Genomic DNA, 25,420 nt, shown 5'->3' with positions numbered 1-25,420 from the left:
ATCATGATTGGCGGAAACAGTCCTACGAGTATGATTTTCGGACGTCTCTCTGTTGAGGCAATACCCTATCACGAACCCATCCTTCTGCTGACCTTCATCGTGGTAGCAATTGGCGGGATCGCCATTGTGGGGTTGATTACCTATTTCAAGCTGTGGGGTTATCTCTGGCACGAGTGGTTCACCAGCGTGGACCACAAGAAGATCGGCATCATGTATGTCGTTCTGGCCTTGGTCATGCTTTTGCGTGGCTTTGCGGATGCGATCATGATGCGTATCCAGCAGGCTATTGCCTTTAATGGTTATGAGGGCTATCTGCCGCCCCATCACTACGATCAGATATTTACCGCCCATGGCGTGATCATGATCTTCTTCATGGCCATGCCATTTGTGACGGGCCTGATGAACTATGTGGTGCCGCTTCAGATCGGCGCGCGGGACGTGTCTTTTCCGTTTCTCAATAATTTCTCATTCTGGATGACGACCGGTGGCGCAATCATTATCATGATGTCGCTTTTTGTTGGAGAGTTTGCCCGCACGGGCTGGCTGGCTTATCCACCCTTGTCCGGTATTGATTACAGTCCCGATGTCGGGGTCGATTATTATATATGGGGCTTGCAGGTTGCGGGGGTCGGCACTACCCTGTCGGGCATCAATTTGATAGCCACAATCGTGAAGATGCGCGCGCCGGGCATGTCGTTCATGAAGATGCCGATATTCACCTGGACGTCTTTGTGCACCAACATTCTCATTGTGGCAACGTTCCCCATTCTCACTGCAACGCTCGCACTGCTATCCCTGGACCGTTATGTAGGGACAAACTTCTTCACCAACGATCTTGGTGGCAATCCGATGATGTATATCAACCTCATCTGGATATGGGGGCACCCGGAAGTCTACATTCTCGTTCTGCCTGCATTCGGCATTTTCTCCGAGGTGGTGGCGACATTCTGCGGCAAGCGCCTGTTCGGTTACGCTTCAATGGTCTATGCGACCTGCGTTATCATGATCCTCTCCTATCTCGTGTGGCTGCATCACTTCTTCACCATGGGGTCGGGCGCGTCTGTCAATGCGTTCTTCGGCATAACGACGATGATCATCTCCATCCCCACGGGCGCGAAGATGTTCAACTGGCTCTTCACGATGTATCGTGGACGCATACGCTATGAAGTGCCAATGCTATGGACGTTGGGATTCATGGTGACATTCGTGATCGGCGGCATGACTGGCGTGATGCTCGCCATTCCACCTGCGGATTTCGTGTTGCATAATTCGCTCTTTCTCATTGCGCATTTTCATAATGTGATTATTGGTGGCGTTGTCTTCGGGCTGATGGCGGGACTGGTCTACTGGTGGCCTAAGGCCTTCGGATACAAGCTCGATCCATTCTGGGGTACCATGAGCTTCTGGTTCTGGCAGATCGGCTTTCTCTTTGCCTTCATGCCGCTCTACGTTCTGGGCCTTAAAGGCGTTACGCGCCGCGTCAGCCAGTTTGAAGATCCATCGTTGCAGATATGGTTTGTTCTGGCTGCCTTTGGAGCGTTTCTGATTGCGCTCGGCATTGCATCCTTTCTCATTCAGCTGGTGGTCAGCTATTTGAAGCGGGAACAACTGCGCGATCTGACTGGCGATCCATGGGGCGGACGGACGCTTGAGTGGTCAACATCATCACCGCCGCCGGACTATAACTTTGCTTTCACCCCTGTCGTGCATGATCACGACAGCTGGTATGACATGAAAAATCGCGGCTACGAGCGCCCGCTAACCGGCTATCGCCCCATCCATATGCCGCGCAATACGGGTGCTGGAGTTATTCTTGCCGGGTTGAGCGTCGTTCTTGCGGTTGCCTTGATCTGGTACATCTGGTGGCTGGCGATTGTGTCTTTCGTCGCTTTGCTGTTCGCCGCTATCGGGCACACATTCAATTATAAGCGTGACTTCTATATCCCCGCTGAAGCGGTGACGGCGACAGAAGATGCACGTTCAAAACTTCTCGCTGGACAGGTCGCACCATGACAGAAACACATCTGGACCAAACCGAGAAGCCGCAGTTTTATCTGACGGAAGAGCATCATCCGGAAAACAGCACCATGCTGGGCTTCTGGCTCTATCTGATGAGCGACTGCCTGATCTTTGCTGTTCTCTTTGCTACCTATGGCGTGCTTGGTCGCAACTACGCTGCCGGACCGTCGCCGGCAGACCTGTTTGACCTTAATCTGGTGGCTATCAACACTGCAATGCTGCTCCTGTCATCCATCACATATGGTTTCGCCATGTTGCAGATGCAGCGCGATGACAAGACGGCAACGCTGTTCTGGTTGGGCATTACCGGTATTTTCGGCGCATTGTTTCTTGCAATCGAAATTTATGAATTCAGCCATCTTATTCGCGAAGGCGCCGGGCCGGGCCGTTCGGCATTCCTATCCTCATTTTTCACGCTCGTTGGCACCCACGGACTGCACGTCACCTTCGGCATCATCTGGTTGGTCACGCTGATGTTGCAGGTCGTACGTCATGGCCTGATTGTCGAGAACCGCAGACGATTGATGTGCCTTTCGATGTTCTGGCATTTTCTCGACGTTATATGGATTGGCGTATTCTCCTTTGTATATTTGTTGGGAGTTCTGGGATGAGCGTACAAGGCGAGCACCACGGAGCCCAATCGGGCCATCACGACAATCATGGGTCGGGCGCGGATGAAGTCCATGCGACCTTTGGCGGATACATGACGGGTTTTGTCCTGTCGGTTATTCTCACCGCCATCCCATTCTGGCTCGTCATGGGCGATGTCTTCGCCAGCAGGCAGTTGACTGCCATGCTGGTCATGGGCATTGGCGCTGTCCAGATTGTTGTTCACATGGTCTATTTCTTGCACATGAGCCCCCGCTCCGAAGGCGGGTGGACGCTGATGGCGCTGATCTTTACACTCATCATTGTCGGCATCGCACTGGCTGGATCACTTTGGGTTATGCATCACCTCAATGAGAACATGATGCCGATGAGCCCGGAAATGATGAAGAATATGCCTTAGCTGCTTCGTTCGAATGTCATGATCCCGTCGGTGACTTAAGGATTCTATGGGTTTTGTAGGAAGCTGTGGCAATTCCGGCTACATTTGTTGAATATGCCTGCGTAACGAATAAACAGGCGGGAAACAAATGCTGACATTGCGACAAATCGAAGTGATCCGGGCCATCATGGTGACCGGGACGATTGCCGGCGCGGCCAAGCTCTTGAATGTCTCCGCTCCGGGCATCAGCAGGCTGATGAAATATTCGGAAGATTCGCTTGGCATCCGGCTTTTTGATCGTCGTGGCGGGCGCTATGTTCCAACGTCGCAGGCCCGCAACATCTTCGATTTGTTGGATACGGTGCATCGGAAAATAGACGACCTGCAATCGGCTGTTGCTGATTTAAGCAAAGGCAAAGCGCAGGAGCTTTGCGTGGCTTCCGTGCCGAGCATCGCCAATGTCATGGTGCCGCGTGCTGTGGCAAAGGTACGGGAGCGTTACAGCGACCTCAACCTCGACCTGAACATTCTCAAAATCGAAGAAGCCGTTGATTATCTTCTGTTAGGGCGCGGTGAGATCGTTGCAATATCATCGCGCTTCGAGCATCCGCTGATCAAGTTCGAGCCGCTTGCGAAGGGCCGATTGCTTTGCATTGTGCCGGAAGCAAATCCGCTGGCTTCGAGGGAAAAGATAACGCCGGAGGAAATGTCGGAATATCCGCTGATCGGCATTAATCCGAAAGATCCATATGGAGCAATCATGGCGGCAATGTTCACCAATGCAGGCCTGGATTATCGCATGAATATCAAAGCGCGTTTTGGAACGACCGTGTGCAGTCTGGTGGCGGCAGGGCTCGGCATTGCAATCATCGACGAGTTTACCGTCGCGCATGACGTGGTACGGGGGCTGAAGAGCATTCCCATTGACGCCGAGAGCGCCTTTCATACTTACATCGCCTACCGCAACGATCTGCCGCTTTCCGTCTACGCCGAACATTTCATTGATGTGCTGCGTCAGGAGATGAATGCTGTTAGCTCATTCAGTCGCAAAGACTGATGCTCATAAATTAACATGATGTTATGGATTGCTGTTAATTTGGTAGGCGATATTATCTCCACTATTCGCTAAGCTGATCATGGAAGGACGCAAGAAAACGCGCGCAGACCGGGATCAGTACAGAAATGACGCATGACAATAGTGCCCGACATTTGAAGGACTTGAATCCGTTTCCTAATGGAGCATCTCGTCTTTTCCCTGTGGTGGGCGACCCGATTGAACAGGTGCGTTCGCCAGAAGTCATGACGGAACTGTTCCGCGCGCGCGGTGAAAATGCGGTTGTTGTTCCATTCCATGTCTCATCATCCGGTCTGTCTGCCGTTTTCAGCACATTAACAGAGGTCGATAACGTCGGCGGCTTGCTGGTGACGATACCGCATAAGCAGCAGGCCTTTCAGTTCTGCACAGGGCTAACGGACAATGCGGTTTGCATTGAGGCGGTCAATGTCGTTCGACGGGCCGAAAATGGTTGGTATGGCGACAATACGGATGGGATCGGCTTTCTCAACGGGATCGAGCGGGAAGGGTTCGATGTCCAGGGGAAAACTGTGCTTCTCGTCGGGTGCGGCGGTGCGGGAACGGCCATTGGGCTGGAAATGCTGAGGCGGGGTGCCGCCCGCCTCGCTATTCACGATGTTGACGGAGAGAAACGTGATTCTGTGATCCGCAAGCTTGATGCTCGTTATACGGGTAAGGTCGCTAAGGGGAGCGACGACCCATCCGGGTTCGATTTGATTGCAAATGCGACACCGAGGGGCATGAAATCGAACGATCCCTTACCGGTAAACGTAACAAAGTTGCGTTCAGAGCAGTTTGCTGCTTGCGTGATTACCAAACCGCACGTATCGCCATTTATTGAGGAAGCTAGAAAACGGGGCTGCCAGACGATGATTGGTGCTGGAATGTTCGATGCGCAGGCGGAGGTCCTGGCGGATTTTCTGACTGGTCAAGACGGGCATCTGCACCATAGCGGTCGCGCTCCGTTGCCGACGTCCACGAAAGGGTAGGCTTATCTCTATATCTTGATCTCTATGAACTTAAGGGGAGGAACTAAAATGCATTATCGTAAGAAACTTCTGGCGCTGTCGACGGCGATATTCGCGACTGTTGGAGCTGCACAGGCGGAAGACGTGGTCAAGCTCGGCATGGTGGTCGAACTGTCCGGTCCGGGTGCTCCGGCAGGCACGAACTGGCGCGATGGCATCAAGATCGCAATCGACGAAGTCAATGCTGACGGGGGCATTCTCGGCAAGAAGGTCGAACTGGGTGAATATGATACCCAGACCGATCCGCAGGTCTCGCGCGCACTGGTGCAGAAGGCCATCGACGACGGCGCTTATGCCATTCTCGGCACGATCTATTCCGGCTCAACCATGGTCAATATGCTGGTTGCCCAGCAAAACAGCATTCCGCAATTCGTCGGTTCTGAATCGCCGAGCATTGTCGAAAAGGGCAACCCGTTCGTGTTCCGCACCTCGACCGGCGCTCAGAAGGGCGTTCCAGCACTGACGTCCTACTTCACCGACACGCTGAAGGCGAAGAAGGTCGGTGTGGCCTGGCTGAACAACGAATTCGGCAAGGGTGGCCATGACGTTTTCGTTGAGGAAATGAAGAAGGCGGGGATCGAAATCATTGCCGACGTTGCCTCCGAGCAGGCGCAAACTGACTATGCCGCCGACGTTGCCAAACTGAAGCAGGCCAATCCCGAGGCGATCTTCGTCTACATGAACCAGGAAGAGTCCGCGCGTTTTCTGATCGAAGCCAAGAAGCAAGGCCTGAAAATGCCTCTGGTTGGCGAAGTGACGCTGACGGAAGCCAAGGTGGTTGAGCTTGCCGGTGGTGCGGCTGACGGTGCTATCGCGCATGTCGGCATCACCGCTGCCGCAACCGAGGTGCCGGGTATCGGCGAATTCTCTAAGAAGTTCGAAGAAGCCTACAAGCGTAAGCCAACGCATGACGCGCTCAAGGGCTATGTCGGCGTCTGGACCACCAAATATGTTACCGACATGGTGGGCAAGCTCGACGGGGAAGCATTTGCTGAAAAGATGCATGGTCTTTGCCTGAAGGCGGCTGATTATCCGAAAGTGCTTCTCGACACCTGCTGGGATGACCGCGGAGAAATGTCCCGCCCAAGCTTCATGGTTCAGGTGAAGGACGGTGTGCCGACGGTCATTGGTACTGTCCCGGCAAACTGATCAATCCTTTCAGCAGAGGCGGCGGCCTGGCTGCCGCCTCAGACGGGTAAAGTCATGTCCCAGTTTCTACAGGTTTTGTTATCCGGTCTTGCGACCGGCTCCATTTACGCACTCGTTGCGATCGGTTTCACGCTGGTCTGGCAGGCTGCCCAGACCGTGAACTTCGCGCAGGGTGAATTCGTGATGCTGCCGGCGTTCTTCGTTCTGGCGGCAATGACCATTTTCGGCGTGTCGTTCTGGCCTGCTTTGCTCATCGGGCTTGTGGCCGCCTTGATCGTGCTTGGGCTTCTGTTCAAGAAGCTGATCGTTGAACCCATTCTGCCCCATGGGGGTATCACGCTGATCATCGCAACGATGGTTTTGGGCATCTTGCTGAAAGAGAGCGTGAAAGAGTTCTATTCGGCAGAAGCGCAACCGTTCCCGTCAATGTTCCCGAACGATCCCATTGATGTTTTCGGCGCGGTCCTTTCGCTGCGAGACATGCTCAATCTGGGATTGTCGCTGGGTATTGTCGTTTTGCTGACATTGTTCCTCAACCGGACACGTACGGGGCGCTGCATGCAGGCAACCGCGCAAAATCCGGCGGTGGCTGAGATACTCGGCGTCAATGTCAAGCGCATGATCCTCTATACGTTTCTGATCAATGCGGCTCTGGCGGCGCTTGCGTCCTATCTGATCAGCCCCGTCTATCTTGCGAAATTCTCCAATGGCGAAACGCTTGGCCTTATCGCCTTCATCGCGGCCATCGTCGGCGGTTTCAACCAGATCCGTGGCGCGCTCGTTGGCGGATTGCTGATCGGCGTTCTCGATAATCTCACGGCGGCTTATGTTACTGCGCAATATCGCGCGGCGCTGCCGCTGGTATTGTTGATCGTGATCATCCTCGTGCGGCCACAGGGCATCATGGGCACTTCCGAGGGGAGGACCGTGTGATGACCGCGCATAAACGCAATATTTCTATTGCCATATTGTTGCTCTTATCACTGCTCGCACCGATTGGGCAGGGCAACTATATCATCTATGTGCTGACATCCTGGCTGATCTTCTCCATTGCCGCGATGGGGCTTAACCTGACGCTTGGTTATGCAGGTCAGATTTCACTGGCGCAGGCTTCCTTCATGGCGATTGGCGCCTATACGACAGCGCTCCTGACACTGGCCGGATGGCACTGGTTTCTGGCAATGCCGCTTGGCCTCGTCCTGTGTTTCATTGTCGGCCTTGTGCTGGGATATCCAGCTCTGCGCGTCAAAGGACACTTTCTGGCCTTTGTGACGCTTGCGTTCAACACTCTGGTCTTTCTGGTGTTGCGCAACGAAGAATGGTTGACCGGCGGCAATTACGGTCTTGTCGGCATGCCGCGTCCTGATCTTGGTCTTTTCGCAACGACCAAGCAGATGCCATTCTACTATTTTACGCTTGGCGTGACGATCATAGCCGCGTTGATCATGTGGGGCATTGTGCGTTCCCCTTGGGGACGCGCCTTTAAAGCTCTGCGCGAGAACCCGATCCGCGCTGAAAGTCTGGGGGTAGACACGCGCCGCATCACGCTTCTGGCGTTTGCCATCGGCTCGGTCTATGGCGGGCTTGCCGGATCGCTGATCACACCGCTGGTTCAGTTTATCGAGCCGGGTTCCTTTGGTCTCGTCCATTCACTGCGCATTTTGCTGATGGTCGTTGTGGGTGGCGCAGGCTTCTTCTTCGGTCCCTTCATCGGAGCCGCAGTCGTCATTTTGCTGCCGGAAGTGCTTCGCTTCACGGAAGGCTACTATCTCATCATTTATTCCGTGCTGGTGATTGTCATGCTGGTCTTCGTGCCTTCGGGTTTGATCGGAGTGTGGGGCAAGTTCCGCGAAAAATTCTGGCCGAAGCGTCAGGTGCGCGGTGACATGAGCGAAGGAGCGCGGCTGAAATGAGCAGTCCTGTACTTTCCATACGCAATATCGAGAAGCGTTTCGGCGGCATTCACGCCGTTCGCGATGTGTCCTTCGACGTCAATCAGGGCGAGATACTCGGACTGATCGGACCGAACGGCTCCGGCAAGTCGACGCTGTTCAACTGCATTCTTGGCCAGCTTCAGCCCAATGGCGGTGAAGTGCAGGTCAATGGCAAGAACGTTTCCGGCATGCGGGCATCCGACCTCAGCAAGCTTGGCGTCGGACGCACTTTCCAGCAGCTTTCCGTCTTCCCGAAGATGTCCGTGCTTGAGAACATCATTCTGGCAGGTCAGGAACACAAGGGAACCATGGTTTCCCGGCTGTTTGGACCAGGCGATGCCGGACTGACCGAAGAAGCGGAACAGATGATTTCGTTCTTCCGTCTCAACCATCTGCGTGATGAATTGGCAGGGTCGCTTTCTTATGGCCAGCAAAAGCTGGTCGATGCGGCGATGGCGTTCATGGCAGGCCCCAGTCTTGTTCTGCTCGATGAACCGGCCGGCGGCGTCAATCTGACGATGCTTGCCAATCTCAAAGATCGTTTGGTCGCCTATAATGCCGAACATGGAACGACTTTCGTGGTCATCGAACACAATATGGAGTTCGTCATGAGCCTTTGCACGCGGATTATTGTGCTGGCGGAAGGCCGCATCATTGCTGAAGGCAAACCCGAAGAAATCCGGTCAAACCAGATGGTTATCGACGCTTATCTGGGAGGATGACATATGCTTGAACTCAAAGACCTTCACGGCGGCTATGGCAAGATCACCATTTTGAACGGCGTGTCTTTCTCCATTCCAAAGGGCACCATCACGACCGTGATTGGGCCTAATGGAGCCGGTAAATCGACCGTATTCAAGGCGATCTTTGGCCTCCTGAACATCCATTCGGGGCAAATCCTGCTGGACGGAAAAGACGTCACCCGCAATACGCCGCGCCAGATGATCGCCAACGGCGTGACCTATGTGCCGCAAGGGCGCAATGTCGTGCCGCAGCTTTCCGTCTACCACAATCTTGAACTTGGGGGCATCACATCGCCCGATCCTGCCAAGGTCCGCGCCCGTATCGAACAGGTCATGGACCAGTTTCCTATGCTGCGACAGTTCCGCGACCGCAAAGCAATCGAGCTGTCAGGCGGCCAACAGAAGCAGTTGGAGGTCGCCCGCGCTCTTTTGCTTGATCCGAAGCTCATTTTGATCGATGAGCCGTCCATCGGTCTGTCACCCAATCTCGTTCAAGAGGTGTTTCAAACACTTATTCGCCTGCGTGATCAGGGCGTCACCATCCTGATGGTCGAGCAGAACGCCAAGGCAGCACTTGCCATGTCGGATTACGGTCTGGTTCTCGAGCTCGGGCAAACGCGGATGCACGACGAAGCCGCAAAGCTTCTTGCTGATCCGCGCGTGGGGCAGCTGTTCCTTGGCGGACATGTCGAGCTTGATAATCCAAAAGCGCCGATAGCAGCACCAACCCTTTAAATGCGGATATACGGTAAACCGGACCGGGAGAGACTCTCATGAAAACTTCGATAGCAACGGTTTCGATCAGTGGTGATCTGCCACAGAAACTCGAAGCCATTGCCAAAGCTGGCTTCGACGGTGTCGAGATTTTCGAGAACGACTTTCTCACCTTTGAGGAAAGTCCGCGTCAGGTGGGGCGTATGGCACGCGATCTGGGACTGGAAATCACTCTGTTCCAGCCGTTCCGCGATTTTGAAGGCATGCCTGAACCATTGCGCAGCCGTACGTTCGACCGCGCCGAGCGCAAGTTCGATCTTATGCAGGAACTTGCTACAGACCTCGTACTGGTGTGCTCGAATGTATCGCCGGTGGCCATGGGCGGGATTGATCGCGCTGCCGATGATTTCCGCGAGCTTGGCGAACGTGCCGCCCGCCGCGATTTGCGCGTGGGTTACGAGGCGCTCGCCTGGGGTCGCCACATTAATGATCATCGCGATGCCTGGGAGATTGTGCGTCGCGCAGATCATCCAAATGTCGGTCTGATCCTCGACAGCTTTCATACGCTTGCGCGCAAGATCGACGTGAATTCGATCCGCTCCATTCCAAAGGAAAAACTCTTCATCGTTCAGATGGCCGACGCGCCGCTGATCGATATGGATCTGCTTTACTGGAGTCGTCATTATCGCAACATGCCGGGCGAGGGCGATCTGCCGGTTCTCGATTTCATGCGCGCAGTAGCCGCCACCGGTTATGACGGCTATTTTTCGCTGGAGATTTTCAACGATCAGTTCCGTGGTGGGTTGCCCGCGTCTATCGCCGCCGATGGCCGTCGCTCGCTGATCTATCTTGGCGATCAGGTCCGCCGTGTGGAGCCGGAAAACCGGCTTACGGTGACCCAAATGCCCGCGAGAGCCAAAGTGGATCGGGTTGGGTTCATCGAATTTACCGCGCATGCCGAAAGCGCCGATAAACTCGCATCGGTGCTCGGCGCTCTTGGTTTTCAGCTGGCGGGCAAGCATCGCTCCAAGGATGTCGTGCTCTATCGTCAGGGCCACATCAATCTGGTCGTCAACACTGATATACGCGGCTTCGCAAGCTCAGCCTATGCTGTTCACGGCACGACGGCCTATGCCATGGGCCTCGTTGTCGATGATGCTGCGGCGGCGCAAGCACGCGCGATTGCCTTGGGCGCAGAGCCATTCGAACAGCCGCTCGATCCGGGCGAAATTGGCATGCCAGCAATACGCGGTGTTGGGGGCGGTCTTATTTATTTCCTTGATGAAAAGACCGATCTTGCTCGTATCTTCGACATTGAGTTCGAACCTGTCGCGGAGACCGGCAACTCTCAGGGCGTGGGCCTCACCCATATCGACCATGTCGCGCAGACGATGAAGTTCGACGAACTTCTGACCTGGCTCCTGTTCTACACGTCGCTTACGGAATCGCGAAAATCGCCTATGGTCGACATTGTAGATCCGGCTGGTGTCGTGCGCAGTCAGGTCGTGGAAAATGACAGCGGATCACTGCGCATCACGCTCAATGGCGCTGAAAACCGGCGTACACTGGCTGGCCGCTTCATTGCAGAAACCTTTGGTTCCGGCATTCAGCATCTGGCCTTCGCGACCGACGATATCTTTGCAACCGCTGCCGCGTTGAAAGCCAATGGTTTTCACACTCTGGAAATTTCGCCCAACTACTATGACGATCTTGAGGCACGACTTGGCCTCGATCCGGATTTTACGGACCAGTTGAAAGCAGCCAATGTTCTTTATGATCGCGATGAAACCGGCGAATATTTTCAATTGTACAGTCCGACAGACGATCAGGGCTTCTTCTTCGAGGTCGTGCAACGGCGCGGCTACAAGGGTTATGGGGCCGTGAACGCCATCTTCCGTATCGCGGCTCTGAGGCGCTATCTCAGGCCCGAGGGCATGCCGAGAATGGTGTTTTAAGGCAAATCCCGACACGACCACGATCCGCTGCCTAATATTTCAGTTTCGCGCCGCAGACCTTTAAGTCTTTGCGGCGCGTTTTATCATTATGGAAAACTATTTTAACCCACCTCCCTGACGCCAATCAAACCTTCCTTGATAAATTCTATATAAATTGTAGGTTTTTCGCGAATGTGAGAGACCATGAATATAGATACAGTAGAAATATCAGCGGACGTGCTTGTGATCGGAGGGGGACCAGCCGGGTGCTGGGCCGCTTGGAATGCAGCTGCCAGGGGCGCGAGCGTCGTCCTTGTCGAAAAGGGTTATGTCGGCACCAGCGGCGCCACGGCGGCAGGCAATACCACCACGATATACACCCATCGCGGCACCGCCGAGCGGAGCGCGACCGTTGCCCAAAGGGTGCGGCTCGGGCAGGGCCTCGCGGAACAGGAACGTATTGAGCGCGTGCTTGACCGGACTGTCGAGAACCTCGATCTGCTCGCCCAATGGGGCTACAATTTTCCAACTTACGAGGATGGCAGGCCCTATCGCGGAATGCTGCGCGGTCCGGACTATTTGCGGTTCATGCGACAGAAGCTGATCAAGGCGCACGTGCGGGTTATCGATCATTGCCCGATAGAAGAATTGCTTGTGTCCGACGGTGCGGTTGCAGGTGCAATAGCGCGATATCGGCGGTCGGGTGAGTTGCTGCACATCCGCGCTGGCGCGGTGGTCATTGCGACAGGCGGCTGCGCGTTTCGCAGCGGCGCGCTTGGCACGAACAACCTCACCGGCGATGGTTATCTGATGGCCGCGGAAGCTGGTGCTGTTCTTTCAGGCATGGAGTTTTCCGCCCAATTCGGTATTTCGCCAGCCTATTCAAGCGTTACGAAAGGCGTGGTGTATTTCTGGGGCACTTTCAGCGACGAGCAGGGCAATGAACTTTCCTCGTTAGGTGACCGCCAGAGCGTTGTCGCGCGCGAGTTGATCAAGGGACCGGTCTACGCCGTTCTGGATAAAGCGCCACCGCGTTTGCAAGAAGGATTTCGTCGCGGCCAGCCGAATATCTTTGTGCCGTTTGATCGCATGGGGATCAATCCCTTCACTGAGCGCTTTCCAATTACCCTTCGCCACGAAGGGACGGTTCGCGGCACCGGTGGTCTCAAGATCGACGGTCGCGCAACGACAACGATCCCCGGCTTGTTTGCTGCCGGAGACGCGGCAACCCGGCAGGGAATGTCGGGCGCGTCCAGCGGGGGCGGCGGCCCAAACTCCAGCTGGGCGATGGCGACAGGTTCCTGGGCTGGCGAGGATGCCGCGAAGTTCGCTCAAGCGCTGGGCGCGAACTGGCGCGACAGGGAAGTGCGTTCCGCCAATGGTCAATTGAGAGAACGGGCAGATCATGCGACCCGCGATGTCGATGCAGTTTTGAACGACGTTAAGCAGCAGGTTCTTCCGCTGGATGGTAGTTTCTTCCGAAACCATGATCGGTTGTCGGTAGTGTCCGAAAAACTGGCCTCGCTTTGGCAGGACGAAAGCTGGCGATTGCACCGCACGACGAAGGTGCGAGAGGTCGAAGCGCTTATCGCGACTGCCCGATGGGCGACCCAAAGTGCGCTGTTACGCAAGGAAAGCCGTGGCTTGCAGCGCCGCACGGATTTCCCGGAGACGAACCCGAATATGGCAAAGCCAATTGACTCCGGGGGCATTGAAAACATCTGGGCTTCGTTTGAGACGGATAATCAAGTGAGGGCAGCGTCATGATAGAGATCGTCAGTGAAGATCGCTGCATCAAATGCGACCTGTGTGTCGACGCCTGCCCGGACAATGTGTTCGATGCGGTTCCCGACAGCGCGCCCATCATCGTGCGCCAGTCGGACTGCCAGACCTGCTTCCTGTGCGAACTTTTCTGCCCAACCGACGCGCTCTACGTATCACCGCTTTCCGAGGCGATTGAAGGCGCGACCGAGAGCGAGCTGATTGCGCGTGGCGTGATGGGCAGTTTCCGTCGAGAGATGGGATGGAAAAATGCCAAGCCGCGCGGAACGGCTAGCGACTGGAGTTACCGGATCTTCGAGACCGGAAAAATCATACCCTGACTGGAGAAATTTATGAGACGATTTTTATCGACCTTCCTGCTGGCGGTCGGCGTTATAACCGCCGCGGCTGCTCCTACGCTGGCCGAGGATGCACCAGCAACTATTCGTTTCGGTGATGTGGGCTTCGGCTTTGGTACGCCGTTCGGCGTCGGCCTTCAGGCGATAGCGGACGCCAAAGGCTTCATCGCGGATGAATTCAAGGGAACTCCCACCAAGATCGAGTTTACCTATTTCACGGGAACGGGTCCAGCGATCAACGAAGCGCTGTCTAACGGTCAACTGGACTTTGCGTCCTATGGTGCGGTTCCCAATATTATTGGGAAGGCCAATGGTCTCGATACCGTCATTCTGGCGTCCTATGGCGGCACCACGATCTTTGGTGCGTCCAGGCCGGACCTTGACATCAAAACGATTGCCGACTTGAAGGGCAAAAAAGTCGCCATCCAGAAGGCAACCATCATTCACTGGGCGTTGATTACCGCTTTGAAGAATGCTGGCTTATCTGAAAAAGATATCACCATCGTCGATCTGAAAAATGCGGACCAGCTTGCGGCTATTGCAGCAAAGAGCGTCGATGCCGTATTCGGTGCAGACTTCCTGCTTCCACTTGAGGATAAAGGTCTGGCCAAGATCTTCTACAAATCCTCTGCGGTTGGCGCGACCGGTGACGGTTTCGGCGCATTCCTCGTCACCGATAAGTTCCGTAAAGCCTATCCGGAAGCAACGCAGAAAGTCGTGACGGGCTTTGTCAAAGCCGCGCAATGGCTGTCGGATGACAAAAACCGGGAAGAGGCATTCAGTATCTGGTCGCGGGCAGGGTCGCCAATAGAGGTCATTCGCAAGTCCAATGAAGGCGGCGAGCTTGGTAAGAAATACAATCCGCGTCTCGATGGGTTCTTTGCGGCGCGTTATCGCAGCGGCATCGACTTCGACAAGCAGCAGAAGCTCATTAGGCATGATATCGATCTCGATACATGGGTCGATAGAAGCTACGTGGACAATGCCGTCAAGACATTGAACCTTCAGTCGTTGTGGCCTGATCGTTCCGCAACGGGTGAACTTCTGAACTGATCGGAGAAAGCTGATGGCGACGTTGGAAGCTGGAGCCGACTTTAGCGTCTCCCGGAGAATGAAAGACGAGCGACTGGCGAAACTGCAGTTTCTCATCAAAAGCTCAGTTCTGGTCTTGACCGGGCCGGTCTGCTTGCTAGTTCTCTGGTGGGCCGCGTCGGCCAACAGCTGGGTTTCGCCGCAGGTACTTCCACGTCCGGATTGGGTCTTTAACACCTTTCTGGATCTTCTGGCGGATGGCGACATATTCTCTGCCGCCATCGTCAGCTTCCAACGCATTGCCGAGGGTTTTCTGATTGGAGCATCTCTCGGCTTGGCGTTCGGTTTCCTGATTGGGAAATCTAAAATCGTAGAGGCCTATCTGGGACCAAGCTTCAGAGCGCTTGCCGCAGTACCCTCACTTGGGTGGCTGCCAATACTGATCCTACTATTCGGCATCGAAGAAAGCGTGAAGATCATCATCCTTTCCAAAGCCTGTTTCGTGCCCATGGCTATCAGTACTGCCGAAGGAGCAAGGGACATTCCTAAAGGGTTCAACGAGGTTGCCGACATTCTCGGCCTTCGTGCGCGTACCCGGTTTTTCAAGCTGACAATCCCGGCTATGGCGCCCTATATCGCGAGCGGCGTCCGGCTTTCGCTCAGTCAGGCATTTGTTTCCCTGATCGTTGTGGAAATGCTCGCGGGCACTGACGGGCTTGGTTACATGATGGTTTGGGGCCGCACGCTTTTCCAGCTCGATATCGTTATTGTTGGCATGATCGTTGTGGGCGTTGTCGGCTTTGCCCTCGACCTTCTCCTGAAGCGGGCGGAAGCGCTGATGCGGAAGGGTAGTCATGTCTAAGGCTGAACGTTCCGCTTTGCGGATTCCTCGTGGCACAGTCGTGCCGCTTGTGGCGGTCGCCGTTTGGTGGGGTGGTGTATCCGCAGGGCTGATCACTGGCCCCATGGCCATTCATCCCTTGCAGGTGCTGGAGGCGCCGTTCTTTGACCCTTCGGGGCGCGAATTGTGGGCGGGGCTTTTGGCAAGCATTGTTCGCGTGATGATCGGTGGCACTATCGGGTGCATTGCTGGGCTTGCACTCGGCTATGTTGTTGGCAGCTACCGCTGGGCCGGTTTGGCGCTTGCACCGTCTATTCATGCCGTGCGTCAGGTTGCGCTCTTTGCCTGGATACCACTGCTGACGGCATGGTTTGGAAATGGTGAGGGCACCAAACTTGTGTTTACCGCTCTCTCGACATTTTTCCCGCTCTTTCTTGCAACAGAGCAGGGTGTGCGGCAGGTGCCGTCCTCGTTGATTGAAGTCGCTGATACATTGAATTTGCGGCGCTGGACCCGCATTCGCCGGCTTTGCCTGCCGTCGGCGCTTCCGAATATCTATGTTGGTTTGCAGATTGCCGCTCTATCGGCCTGGATCGGAACTGTCGGTGCGGAATACGCCATTGGAAATGGTCGTGGATTGGGCAGCTACATTGCCAGCGCGCGCGACCAGTTTCGCATGGACATTGTGATTGTCGGCGTCTTCACCCTGGCAACGGGCGGCGTCTTGCTCGCGTCCATCATTCGCCATTTCACATCGATTATATCGCCCTGGAGCTCAGAGAATTGACGAACGCCCTTTCAATCGAACATGTCAGCAAGTCCTTTGTTCTGGATGGCGCACCTCGCCCGGTGTTGAGGGATATCAATTTTCAGGTCGGGCACAACGAGATCATATCCATTGTCGGTGCGTCTGGCTGCGGAAAGTCCACGTTGCTGCGGCTGATTATCGGACTGGATGGCGACTATCGTGGGTCGATTACACGTGGCGTTTCAACCACAACGGTTCCGGCGAAAACAGGTATGGTTTTTCAGGATCATCGCTTGTACCCGTGGCTAACTATCGAGGGCAATGTCGAGTTGGCTTTCGACAAGTCTGATCTTCCGCCCGCATCCAAGCGCGAAAGAGTACAGCATTACCTCGCGCTCGTTGGTCTCAGTGACTATGCGAAGGCCTATCCGAAGCAGCTTTCAGGCGGGATGGCGCAGCGCGCGGCGATAGCCAGAGCGCTGGCGCAAGAACCCGATATTCTTCTTATGGATGAACCTTTCGGTGCCTTGGACTCCATCCTGCGGATGCGTCTTCAAGATGAACTTTTGTCTATCTGGGAGAAGAACAAGGTCTCCATCATTATCGTCACGCATGATGTGGAAGAAGCACTTTATCTCGCTGACCGGGTTTTGATCATGGAGCCTAATCCCGGTCGGGTGCGTGATGTGTTCGATGTCGGACTACCGCGTCCGCGCGACCGCAGCGCGTCCATATTGGCTGATCTGAAAAAGCGCTGCCTTGCAATGCTGGTTTGAACCGCTGCAGACCTTCTAAATTATGCTTTCCCAAGCTGTCTGAACGCCGCTCTGCACAGTTCCGAATATGAACGGAATCGCTTGACTCGCTCAAAACGATCATTAATGTTCACGTTGGGAGCAGGACATGAGCGAAGCAAGAACACGTTTTCCGCAGGAACGTCACCGGCAGATGATGGACGTCATCGCCGATGCGAAGCGTATTGGCACCTCGGATCTGGCTGGCATCATGGGTGTTTCGCTTCCGACATTGCGTCGTGATCTCATCACGCTGGAACAGGCGGGATTGATCCTGAGAATTCACGGCGGGGTCGTTGCCCGCGGTGCGGGCGAGGGTGTTGCCGAGCCGATGTTTCTGGAAAAGCTGCGCATAAGCCAGAGCGCCAAGGCGCGGATTGGCGAAGCAGCTGCTGCTTATGTTGCCAATAATTCCACCGTTATTCTTGACTCCGGCACGACAGCGCTTTCTGTCGCGCGCGCGCTTGCGGGCAGGGCGATCACGCTTGTAACGATGGACCTGAAGATTGCCGAAGCGGCGGCCGTCGGCGCAACGGAAGTGCATATCATCGGCGGTCGGGTCAGAAATGACTATTATTCGCTCATCGGGGCCTGGGCCACGGAAACGCTACGCCATATCCGCGCCGATTGTTTCTTTCTGTCCGCCGACTGTGTCGATCTTGACGGTGTTTCCACGTCTACCGTCGAGGAAGCAGAAGTGAAACGCGCAGCAATCGTCATTGCGCAAAAGACGATACTTGTCGCCGATCAGCGTAAACTTGGATGCCGCAGTTTTGCGCCGGTTTGTGGGCTGCAGGATTTGAGCGGCTTTATCACCGATATTGGTTTCGAAGGCTCTTTGCAGCCTTATCGCGACCAACTGCCTTTTCTGGAAACCGTATAACGGGCGCCTCGGGGAGGAACTGAAATGCTAATCGCCAAACACGTTTTCGCCCGCTAAGCGGGCCAAGGCAACCAGCGCAGGGGAGAGCGCCAATGGATGCAAGACAGGACACGACGGGCAATTATCTGAAGGGGCTGGCCGTTCTGGCTATTGCCATCTTTGGAGTGTTGAGCCTGCTCGCGCCGGGCTTTCTAACGGCTGCAAACCTCAATTCAATGGGATTTCAGTTTCCTGAATTCGGGCTGCTTTCGTTGGCCGTTCTGCCGACGATGGTGTCTGGTGGCATAGATCTTTCTGTCGTGGCCACAGCCAATCTCGCCGCTATCGTCGCAGCAGTGATGATGAGGGCAGGACCCGAACTCGCCATCCTCGCCATTCCGGTTGCGCTTCTGATAGGCGTTGCTTGCGGGCTGCTCAACGGCTTTTTGATTGCCTATCTGCGCCTTCCGCCAATTCTGGCTACGCTTGGCACGATGCAGCTGTTCTCCGGGATTGGTATCGTAATTACCGGCGGCCCTGCAATTACGGGCCTGCCACAGTGGTACACAGCCTTTGGCAACTGGTCGGTCGGTGGCGTGGTGCCACTGCCACTCGTCCTGTTTGTAGCCACAGCGCTTCTGTTGGGCTTTCTGCTGAAGAGAACACCGGTTGGTATCCACCTGCGGCTGTTCGGAGCCAATCCCGTCGCGTCCCATTTTGCGGGCACGCGCGAAAAAGGTCTGTTGCTTCGTATCTACGCTATTGCCGGTCTCATCGCATCAATTGCCGGGCTTGTGGTTCTGGCGCGTGTCAATTCCGCCAATGCCGATTATGGTAGCTCCTATCTGCTTCTTGTCATTCTCATCAATATTCTGGCAGGCGTTTCGCCAGCCGGCGGCTTTGGCACCGTGACCGGTGTGACGTTAGCCGTCATCTGTCTCCAGCTCATATCGAGCGGACTGAACTTTCTGTCGTTCAGTGCGTTTTCACGCGATCTGTTCTTTGGTGGCCTGCTTGTGGTCGTCATGTCGGCACGCGTTCTGGCAGGCCGACTTGGCCTTGCGTCCGTTTTCCAAAGAAAGGCCCGTACGGCATGAAAAATCGATTACGTTCAACGCTCGAAGCATTGATGTTGACGCCTGGCCTGTCGGGCCATGAGGATCGCGTACGGCGTCTCATCGCCCGCGATCTGGCTGATTTGCCGCTCGAATTTGCAACCGATCGTCTGGGCAATCTGATTGCAACGATGAAGGGGGATGAAAATGCGCCCTCCGTCATGCTGTTTGCGCATACGGATCAGCTGGGCTTCATCGTGCGCAAGGTCGAGGATAATGGCCTGATCCGTATCGAGCGGTTGGGCGGTATTCCGGAAAAGGCGTTGCCTGCGCAAGCGGTGCTATTTTGTGTCGGCGAAGGGCGCGACGTTCACGGCGTCATTGCGAATAAGAGCCATCATGCCACGCCAGCCGAAGAAAAATACAAGGTTACGCCCTATGCCGAACTTTTCATCGATGTCGGCGCGGAAAGCGCTGCGGATGTAAAGGCGCTCGGCATCGAAATCGGTACGCCGGTGGTCTATGCACCGCGCGTCATCCATCTCAACGAAAATCGCGTTATCGGAACGTCGGTTGACGACCGGGCCGGTTGTGCCGTCGTGATGGAAGTTGCCCGTCAGCTCGCGAAAGGTGGTCCACGACCAACAGTTCATTTTGTTTTCGCGGTTCTGGAAGAGTTCAACCTGCGTGGTGCCATGGTCGCAGCGCAGGCCATCAAACCGGATATCGCCATTCAGCTTGATATCGGGCTCAATGCCGATACGCCGGATATGGCTCATCGCGGTGAAATTCAGTTGGGCGGCGGTCCAGCCATCAGCCTTTACTCTTTCCATGGCCGCGGCACGCTCAATGGAACGATCCCCCATCCGGCACTGCCGAAATTATTCTCCGACGCCGCTGCCAGCGAAGCCATTCCGTTGCAACGCACGGCCCATACAGGCGCATTGACGGATTCGTCTTACGTGCAACTCGTCAATGAGGGCGTTGCCTGTATCGATGTGTGTTTCCCGTGCCGTTATACCCATACGGCGCTTGAAATGTGCGATCTGCGTGATCTTGAAAGTCTCACTGCGCTTCTGGTCGCGGCTATTGGCAGGATCAACAAGGACTTCAGCCTCGACAGGGATCTTTACACCTGATGCGCTATTATCTGGGCATCGACATCGGCACATTTGAATCGAAGGGCGTTCTTTCCGATGAGGAAGGAAGGATCGTCGCTTCTGCCGCACGTCCGCATCGCATGCTGGTTCCACAACCGGGTTGGGCGGAACATGATGCTGAACAAAACTGGTGGGGTGAATTTTGTTCGATCAGTCGTGAATTGATCGAACAAAGTTCAGTGGCGGCCAGCGATATTCGCGCAGTCGCGGCCAGCGGCATTGGCCCATGTATGCTGCCGGTTGATGAAAACGGCGCTCCGCTCATGAAGGCCGTTCTTTATGGTGTCGACACGCGCGCAGCTGTTGAGATAGAGGAACTGACCGCTGAAATCGGGCTTGAACGCCTGATGCGGGAAGGCGGCAATGCGTTGACCTCGCAATCGGTCGGCCCGAAAATCCTTTGGTTGAAGAAGAACCATCCTGATATTTTTGACCGCACGCACAAGTTTCTCAATTCCTCCTCCTTCCTCGTTCACAGGCTGACGGGCAACTATACGATCGATCACTATTCCGCGGCCGGGTTCTCGCCGCTTTATGACGTTGCACGGCAGGACTGGACTGACGATTTTGCCGAACGCATCGTTTCACGTGAGCGGCTGCCCGATCTTCTCTGGACAACCGACATTGCGGGAGCAGTGACACCGCAGGCCGCAGCCGCGACCGGGCTCGCTGTTGGAACGCCTGTGATCACTGGCACCATCGATGCCGCCGCTGAGGCTGTCAGCGTCGGCGTGCAGAAGTCTGGCGAAATGATGGTCATGTATGGCTCGACCATGTTCATCATTCTGGTCACGGATCAACGCATCGCTGATACGCGGCTGTGGTATGCGCCTTGGCTTTTCCGTGGAGAACATGCCTGTATGTCCGGCACGTCGACCAGCGGAACGCTGACGCGGTGGTTTCAGGAGCAGTTCGCTCGCGAGTTGCCCGCCGCCAGCGCCTTGCAAGCACTGGCGGAAGAAGCCGCATCGTCACCGCCCGGCGCAAAAGGGCTTTTCGTACTCCCCCTATTTTTCCGGTGAGAGAACACCTGTTCATGATCCGTCAGCACGAGGCATGATTTTCGGTCTCGATCTGACCCATATCCGCGCTGACATTTATCGTGCGCTTCTTGAAGGCGTCGCTTATGGCGTCAACGACATTTTCAATACCTATCACGAAGCACATGCTCCGCTGGAGCGCATCGCTGCTGTGGGCGGTGGTACAAGAAATGCCGTCTGGTCACAGGCCATTTCCGATGTCAGCGAAAAGCTTCAGCTTGTGAGAAGCAAGACTATCGGTGCGGCCTACGGAAACTGTTTTCTGGGGGCGCTTGCGGTGGGCGATGTGGCGAAGGCTGACATTGAACAATGGAACCCGGTGGAGCGGCGCATTGAACCTGATGCGGGGACAAAGCGCGTCTATCAGCAGGGTTTCGATACGTTCAAAAAGCTCTACGAGCGGACAGCCGATCTGATGCGGATCGCATCGGCTTGAAGGGAGGCCGGACGGAGTCACGCGTCCGGAAAGGAATTGGTGAAAGCCGCAGAAGCTTCGCCAGAACACAGCCTGACTGATTGCCGGGGAGGCAAGCAGGGGTGAACCAACGGAGGGAATAACAATGAATATCAGCTTGAGGAAAATGGCAGCCGGTCTTGCCGTCAGCGCAGCTATTGTTGCTGGTGGTGCATTCTATGCGAACGCGCAGGACGCAAAACACACCATCGTCACTGTCGTCAAACTTTCCGGCATTGCCTGGTTCAACCGTATGGAAACCGGCGTGAAGGAATATGCCAAGGAAAGTGGAAACAACGCCACTCAGATCGGACCCGCTTCGGCTGATGCTGCGCTGCAGGTTCAGCTGATCGAAGACCTGATTGCAAAAAAGGTGGACGCGATCACCGTGGTGCCGAATTCCCCGGAAGCTTTGGAGCCCGTGCTCGGCAAGGCTTTGCAGGCCGGGATCAAGGTAATCGGCCACGAAGCATCGAGCATGAAGAATGTCACCTATGACGTCGAAGCTTTCGACAATGGCGCCTATGGCGAACATCTGATGAAGGCGCTGGCCGAAGCGATGGGCGAAGAGGGCGAATATGCGGTATTCGTTGGCCATCTGACGGCAAAGACCCACAATGAATGGGTTGATGCAGCCATTGCCTATCAGAAAGAGCATTATCCGAAGATGAAGCTCGCGACCGACAAGATCGAGAGCAACGAGCAGCAACAGACGGCCTATGCCAAGACCAAGGAACTGTTGAGAACCTATCCGAATCTCAAGGGTATTCAGGGCTCCGCAGGTGAAGATGTCGCCGGTGCGGCGCTTGCGGTCGAGGAAGCGGGTCTTGAGGGCAAGGTCAAGATTGTCGGCACCAGCCTTGTTTCGGTTTCAGGCCCATATCTTGAAAGCGGCACGATCAACATGATCTCGTTCTGGGACCCGGCCAAGGCTGGTATCGCCATGAACAAGCTCGCCGCAATGGCCATTGATGGCAAGGCCGTAACCGATGGCATGGACCTAGGTGTCGAAGGCTACAACAAGGTTCAGCTCAAGGACAAGGTTGTCTATGGCCAGGCTTGGGTCGATGTGACCAAGGAAAATATGGGCAATTACGACTTCTGATCCATGGACAATGGGCCGCCGGGACAACCGGCGGCCTCTATGGGAGAGCTGCATGAGTGATACGCAGAATTCCGGCGCTTTTGTTCTGGAAATGCAGGCTGTTGCCAAGTCTTATGGTCCCGTCCGGGTACTGGAAGATGTGGGTTTAAGCCTGCGACCGGGCGAGGTGCGCTGTCTTGCCGGTGAAAACGGGTCGGGCAAATCGACTTTGATCAAGATATTATCCGGTGTCGTTCGTGCCGACGCCGGGACGGTCACGATTGGCGGCAAGTTCATCGAAAATGACGCAAAAGCCGCTATAGCAGCGGGGCTTTCAGTCATCTATCAGGACTTTGCGCTTTTTCCCAATCTGACTGTTTGGGAGAATGTCAGCTTTCTGGCGGCAGTGACCGAGAACAAGCGTTTCTTCAATCGCATGTCTGGACGTAAGCGGGCGATTGAAACGCTTGCACGAATGAAGGTCGATATTGATCCCGATATTCTGGTGGAAAGACTGCCTGTTGCTTCCAAGCAGCTGGTTGCCATTGCACGTGCGCTTGCCAATGATGCGCGCATTATCGTTATGGATGAACCCACCACGGCCTTGACTCGCAGCGAGGTCGCCAAGCTTCTTGATATCGTCTTTGCGCTGAAGGCGGAAGGCGTTGCCTTTCTGTTTGTCAGTCACAAGATCGAGGAAGTTTTTGCTGTTTGCGACAGCGTCACGGTTCTGCGTGATGGTCATGTCGTGGTGGCAGGACCGATAGGTGAATTCGATCCAGCGCGTCTGGTAGAGGCCATGTCCGGTCGACCAATTGACAGCCAGCGTCCGGCGCGTGAGGCGGTTACGCCTTGGGAAGCCATATTCAAAGTGCGTAATCTTGGACGACGCGGCCAGTTTGTCTCGATCAATCTCGATTTGCGCGCGGGCGAAATCATATCCGTTGTGGGCCTTCTGGGGTCAGGGCGAACGGAACTTGCGCTGGCTTTGTTTGGATGTCTTGCGTCGGACGAGGGTCGCATTGAAGACGTGAATGGACCATTGCATCTTACGGCTCCCGCAGACGCGATGGAACACGGCATTGCCTATGTGCCGGAAGATCGACTGACAGAAGGCCTTTTTCTCAATCAGCCGATCCGTGAAAACATCATCGTCTCAAGTCTTGAAGCGGATACTAAAGGTGGCATTGTCAGCGCGTCGAGCCTCACCGAGCGCGCGCGCGAAGCCGTTAAGCGGTTGCGTATCAAGACACCCAGTGTCTTCCCACCTGTGGTGACGCTGTCAGGCGGCAATCAACAGCGTGTCGTTCTGGCGCGATGGATGGAGAGAAAGCCGAAGCTGCTTATCCTCAATGGTCCAACAGTCGGCGTCGATGTCGGCTCCAAACGGGAAATCCACGAACTATTGCTCGCATTGAGCCGTTCGGGAACAGCGGTTCTGGTGGTGACCGACGACATTGGCGAAGCCATTGCACTGTCCGACACGATCAAGGTGATGGTGAAGGGAAGAATTGTGGCCAGTTTCGATGCCGGTGATATCGACGAAGAAACACTCTATCAGGAAGTCATTCGGGAGGACCGGCCATGAACTATTCATTGATCCGGGTGCTCTCGACACCACAGGGTGTCGTCTTTTTGACAGCCGTTGCTTTTGCGATTGTGCTGAGCATTCTCAATCCTGCGTTCTTTTCACCGGCAACGCTGATAGACCTGGCACGTAACTCACTGGTGACCGGAATATTCGCGCTTGGCGTTATGATGGTGCTGGCATCCGGCGGCATTGACGTGTCCTGCACGGCAATCGGCGCCTTTGCGATGTATGCAACGGTAAAAATCGTCATGGGTATTGATATCCATGTTCCGATTATCGCCTATTTCGGACTGGCAGCCCTCATAGGGGCCAGTCTTGGTCTTATCAATGGAATACTGGTCGGTGGACTCGGTCTACCGACGCTTATCGTCACCCTTGGTACAATGAGCCTTTTTCGGGGGGCGTTATTGACCTTCGTCGGGACGGTGTACGTCACGTCAGTGCCGCGTGAAGTTATCAATTTTGCGCGCAGCATTCTGGTGCGGATGGAGAACGCATTGGGCCAGATGGTATCGCTTCCAATGTCATTCTTTGTTCTAGTAGGGGTCGCTGTATTCGTCGCCTTCATCATGAACTTCACGCTGTTCGGGCGCAAAATCTACGCCATCGGCGGTTCTGAAGAAGCTGCCGCTCGTATTGGCATTCGCGTGGGGCGCGTCAAGCTATTGATCTATGTTCTGGCGGGCGCAATTGCTGGTCTGGCTGCCATGACCCATATGACCCTGTCGCGCATGGCTAATCCGTTCGATCTGGTCGGCATGGAGTTGAATGTCATCGCAGCCGTTGTTCTCGGTGGAGCCCGAATAACAGGCGGTCACGGTACAGTGCTCGGGACGCTACTTGGTGTATTTGTCATCACAATGATCAATACAACGCTGTTGATGGCGGGTGTGCCATCCTATTGGCAAAAGGTCGTAATAGGTTGTCTGATTGTGGTGGGTACGGGCTTGCCGATATTGATCGAGCGATTGAGCCGGCATCGGGCGCGTCTGGCGCAGCCTTTGGGAGCGTGATAGGCGTCAATCGCGCGCGGCGAACAGTCACCGCGCGCGATT

At 55.2% G+C, this 25,420-nt stretch carries 24 protein-coding genes and 1 pseudogene; all 25 read left to right on the top strand.

The annotated features are described in order from the left end of the window. Positions 1-3 precede the first annotated feature (3 nt). Positions 4-2,013 carry a cytochrome o ubiquinol oxidase subunit I gene (gene cyoB / locus QLQ11_RS18030; protein WP_124915455.1) on the top strand — a complete coding sequence of 670 codons (2,010 nt, stop codon included), beginning with the start codon at positions 4-6 and terminating at the stop codon, positions 2,011-2,013. Then, complete coding sequence (cyoC, locus tag QLQ11_RS18025; RefSeq protein ID WP_109366000.1) at positions 2,010-2,630, top strand: cytochrome o ubiquinol oxidase subunit III; 621 nt, start codon at positions 2,010-2,012, stop codon at positions 2,628-2,630. Before cyoB ends, cyoC begins: the two co-directional genes overlap by 4 nt. Next, positions 2,627-3,028 carry a cytochrome o ubiquinol oxidase subunit IV gene (cyoD, locus tag QLQ11_RS18020; protein WP_109365999.1) on the top strand — a complete coding sequence of 134 codons (402 nt, stop codon included), beginning with the start codon at positions 2,627-2,629 and terminating at the stop codon, positions 3,026-3,028. Before cyoC ends, cyoD begins: the two co-directional genes overlap by 4 nt. Before the next feature lie 127 nt (positions 3,029-3,155). Then, on the top strand, positions 3,156-4,064 hold the full coding sequence (locus tag QLQ11_RS18015) for a LysR family transcriptional regulator (RefSeq protein WP_124915456.1): 909 nt from the start codon (positions 3,156-3,158) through the stop codon (positions 4,062-4,064). Between the two features lie 125 nt (positions 4,065-4,189). After that, positions 4,190-5,071 carry a shikimate dehydrogenase gene (locus QLQ11_RS18010; protein WP_124915457.1) on the top strand — a complete coding sequence of 294 codons (882 nt, stop codon included), beginning with the start codon at positions 4,190-4,192 and terminating at the stop codon, positions 5,069-5,071. Between the two features lie 48 nt (positions 5,072-5,119). Next, positions 5,120-6,259 (top strand): ABC transporter substrate-binding protein, encoded by a 1,140-nt coding sequence (locus QLQ11_RS18005; RefSeq protein ID WP_124915458.1) that lies wholly within the window; start codon positions 5,120-5,122, stop codon positions 6,257-6,259. 54 nt (positions 6,260-6,313) lie between these two features. Further along, the gene (locus QLQ11_RS18000) at positions 6,314-7,192 is read left to right on the top strand and encodes a branched-chain amino acid ABC transporter permease (protein WP_124915459.1); all 879 of its coding nucleotides are present in this window, start codon (positions 6,314-6,316) and stop codon (positions 7,190-7,192) included. Then, positions 7,192-8,172, top strand: a complete 981-nt coding sequence (locus tag QLQ11_RS17995; protein ID WP_124915460.1) for a branched-chain amino acid ABC transporter permease — start codon at positions 7,192-7,194, stop codon at positions 8,170-8,172. The genes QLQ11_RS18000 and QLQ11_RS17995 overlap by 1 nt, the downstream gene beginning before the upstream one ends. Continuing rightward, positions 8,169-8,915, top strand: coding sequence for an ABC transporter ATP-binding protein (locus QLQ11_RS17990; protein ID WP_283735286.1), 747 nt, complete (start codon positions 8,169-8,171; stop codon positions 8,913-8,915). Before QLQ11_RS17995 ends, QLQ11_RS17990 begins: the two co-directional genes overlap by 4 nt. A gap of 3 nt (positions 8,916-8,918) precedes the next feature. Then, positions 8,919-9,671, top strand: a complete 753-nt coding sequence (locus QLQ11_RS17985) for an ABC transporter ATP-binding protein (RefSeq protein WP_124915462.1) — start codon at positions 8,919-8,921, stop codon at positions 9,669-9,671. A 38-nt stretch (positions 9,672-9,709) separates the two neighbouring features. Then, entirely contained in the window at positions 9,710-11,605 is a 1,896-nt protein-coding gene (locus QLQ11_RS17980) for a bifunctional sugar phosphate isomerase/epimerase/4-hydroxyphenylpyruvate dioxygenase family protein (protein ID WP_283735287.1), read from the top strand. 183 nt (positions 11,606-11,788) lie between these two features. Continuing rightward, the gene (locus tag QLQ11_RS17975) at positions 11,789-13,351 is read left to right on the top strand and encodes an FAD-dependent oxidoreductase (RefSeq protein ID WP_124915464.1); all 1,563 of its coding nucleotides are present in this window, start codon (positions 11,789-11,791) and stop codon (positions 13,349-13,351) included. Further along, on the top strand, positions 13,348-13,686 hold the full coding sequence (locus QLQ11_RS17970) for a ferredoxin family protein (protein WP_124915465.1): 339 nt from the start codon (positions 13,348-13,350) through the stop codon (positions 13,684-13,686). The genes QLQ11_RS17975 and QLQ11_RS17970 overlap by 4 nt, the downstream gene beginning before the upstream one ends. 12 nt (positions 13,687-13,698) lie before the next feature. Next, complete coding sequence (locus QLQ11_RS17965) at positions 13,699-14,757, top strand: ABC transporter substrate-binding protein (protein WP_109365988.1); 1,059 nt, start codon at positions 13,699-13,701, stop codon at positions 14,755-14,757. Positions 14,758-14,770: 13 nt separating this feature from the next. After that, complete coding sequence (locus tag QLQ11_RS17960; RefSeq protein WP_124915466.1) at positions 14,771-15,598, top strand: ABC transporter permease; 828 nt, start codon at positions 14,771-14,773, stop codon at positions 15,596-15,598. Further along, positions 15,591-16,364 carry an ABC transporter permease gene (locus QLQ11_RS17955; protein WP_283735288.1) on the top strand — a complete coding sequence of 258 codons (774 nt, stop codon included), beginning with the start codon at positions 15,591-15,593 and terminating at the stop codon, positions 16,362-16,364. The genes QLQ11_RS17960 and QLQ11_RS17955 overlap by 8 nt, the downstream gene beginning before the upstream one ends. After that, positions 16,361-17,101 carry an ABC transporter ATP-binding protein gene (locus QLQ11_RS17950; RefSeq protein WP_109365986.1) on the top strand — a complete coding sequence of 247 codons (741 nt, stop codon included), beginning with the start codon at positions 16,361-16,363 and terminating at the stop codon, positions 17,099-17,101. Before QLQ11_RS17955 ends, QLQ11_RS17950 begins: the two co-directional genes overlap by 4 nt. Before the next feature lie 127 nt (positions 17,102-17,228). Next, on the top strand, positions 17,229-18,002 hold the full coding sequence (locus QLQ11_RS17945; protein WP_124915467.1) for a DeoR/GlpR family DNA-binding transcription regulator: 774 nt from the start codon (positions 17,229-17,231) through the stop codon (positions 18,000-18,002). Between the two features lie 92 nt (positions 18,003-18,094). Further along, positions 18,095-19,078 carry an ABC transporter permease gene (locus tag QLQ11_RS17940; protein WP_113534276.1) on the top strand — a complete coding sequence of 328 codons (984 nt, stop codon included), beginning with the start codon at positions 18,095-18,097 and terminating at the stop codon, positions 19,076-19,078. Between the two features lie 32 nt (positions 19,079-19,110). Next, on the top strand, positions 19,111-20,175 hold the full coding sequence (locus QLQ11_RS17935) for a M42 family metallopeptidase (RefSeq protein ID WP_371836042.1): 1,065 nt from the start codon (positions 19,111-19,113) through the stop codon (positions 20,173-20,175). Next, a complete protein-coding gene (locus QLQ11_RS17930) occupies positions 20,175-21,218 on the top strand; it encodes an FGGY-family carbohydrate kinase (RefSeq protein WP_371836041.1) in 1,044 nt (347 codons plus the stop codon). The genes QLQ11_RS17935 and QLQ11_RS17930 overlap by 1 nt, the downstream gene beginning before the upstream one ends. A gap of 19 nt (positions 21,219-21,237) precedes the next feature. Further along, positions 21,238-21,672, top strand: a pseudogene (locus QLQ11_RS17925) (FGGY-family carbohydrate kinase); the annotation flags it as partial. Positions 21,673-21,796: 124 nt separating this feature from the next. Continuing rightward, positions 21,797-22,795 carry an autoinducer 2 ABC transporter substrate-binding protein gene (locus QLQ11_RS17920; RefSeq protein WP_209445980.1) on the top strand — a complete coding sequence of 333 codons (999 nt, stop codon included), beginning with the start codon at positions 21,797-21,799 and terminating at the stop codon, positions 22,793-22,795. A gap of 52 nt (positions 22,796-22,847) precedes the next feature. Then, positions 22,848-24,362 (top strand): sugar ABC transporter ATP-binding protein, encoded by a 1,515-nt coding sequence (locus tag QLQ11_RS17915; protein ID WP_283735289.1) that lies wholly within the window; start codon positions 22,848-22,850, stop codon positions 24,360-24,362. Then, entirely contained in the window at positions 24,359-25,378 is a 1,020-nt protein-coding gene (locus QLQ11_RS17910; protein ID WP_283735290.1) for an ABC transporter permease, read from the top strand. The genes QLQ11_RS17915 and QLQ11_RS17910 overlap by 4 nt, the downstream gene beginning before the upstream one ends. Positions 25,379-25,420 lie beyond the last annotated feature (42 nt).

Origin of the sequence: Ochrobactrum sp. SSR, from assembly GCF_030067775.1 — a bacterium.
GTDB lineage: Bacteria > Pseudomonadota > Alphaproteobacteria > Rhizobiales > Rhizobiaceae > Brucella > Brucella teleogrylli.
This window is presented reverse-complemented; position numbering and strand designations above follow the sequence as displayed.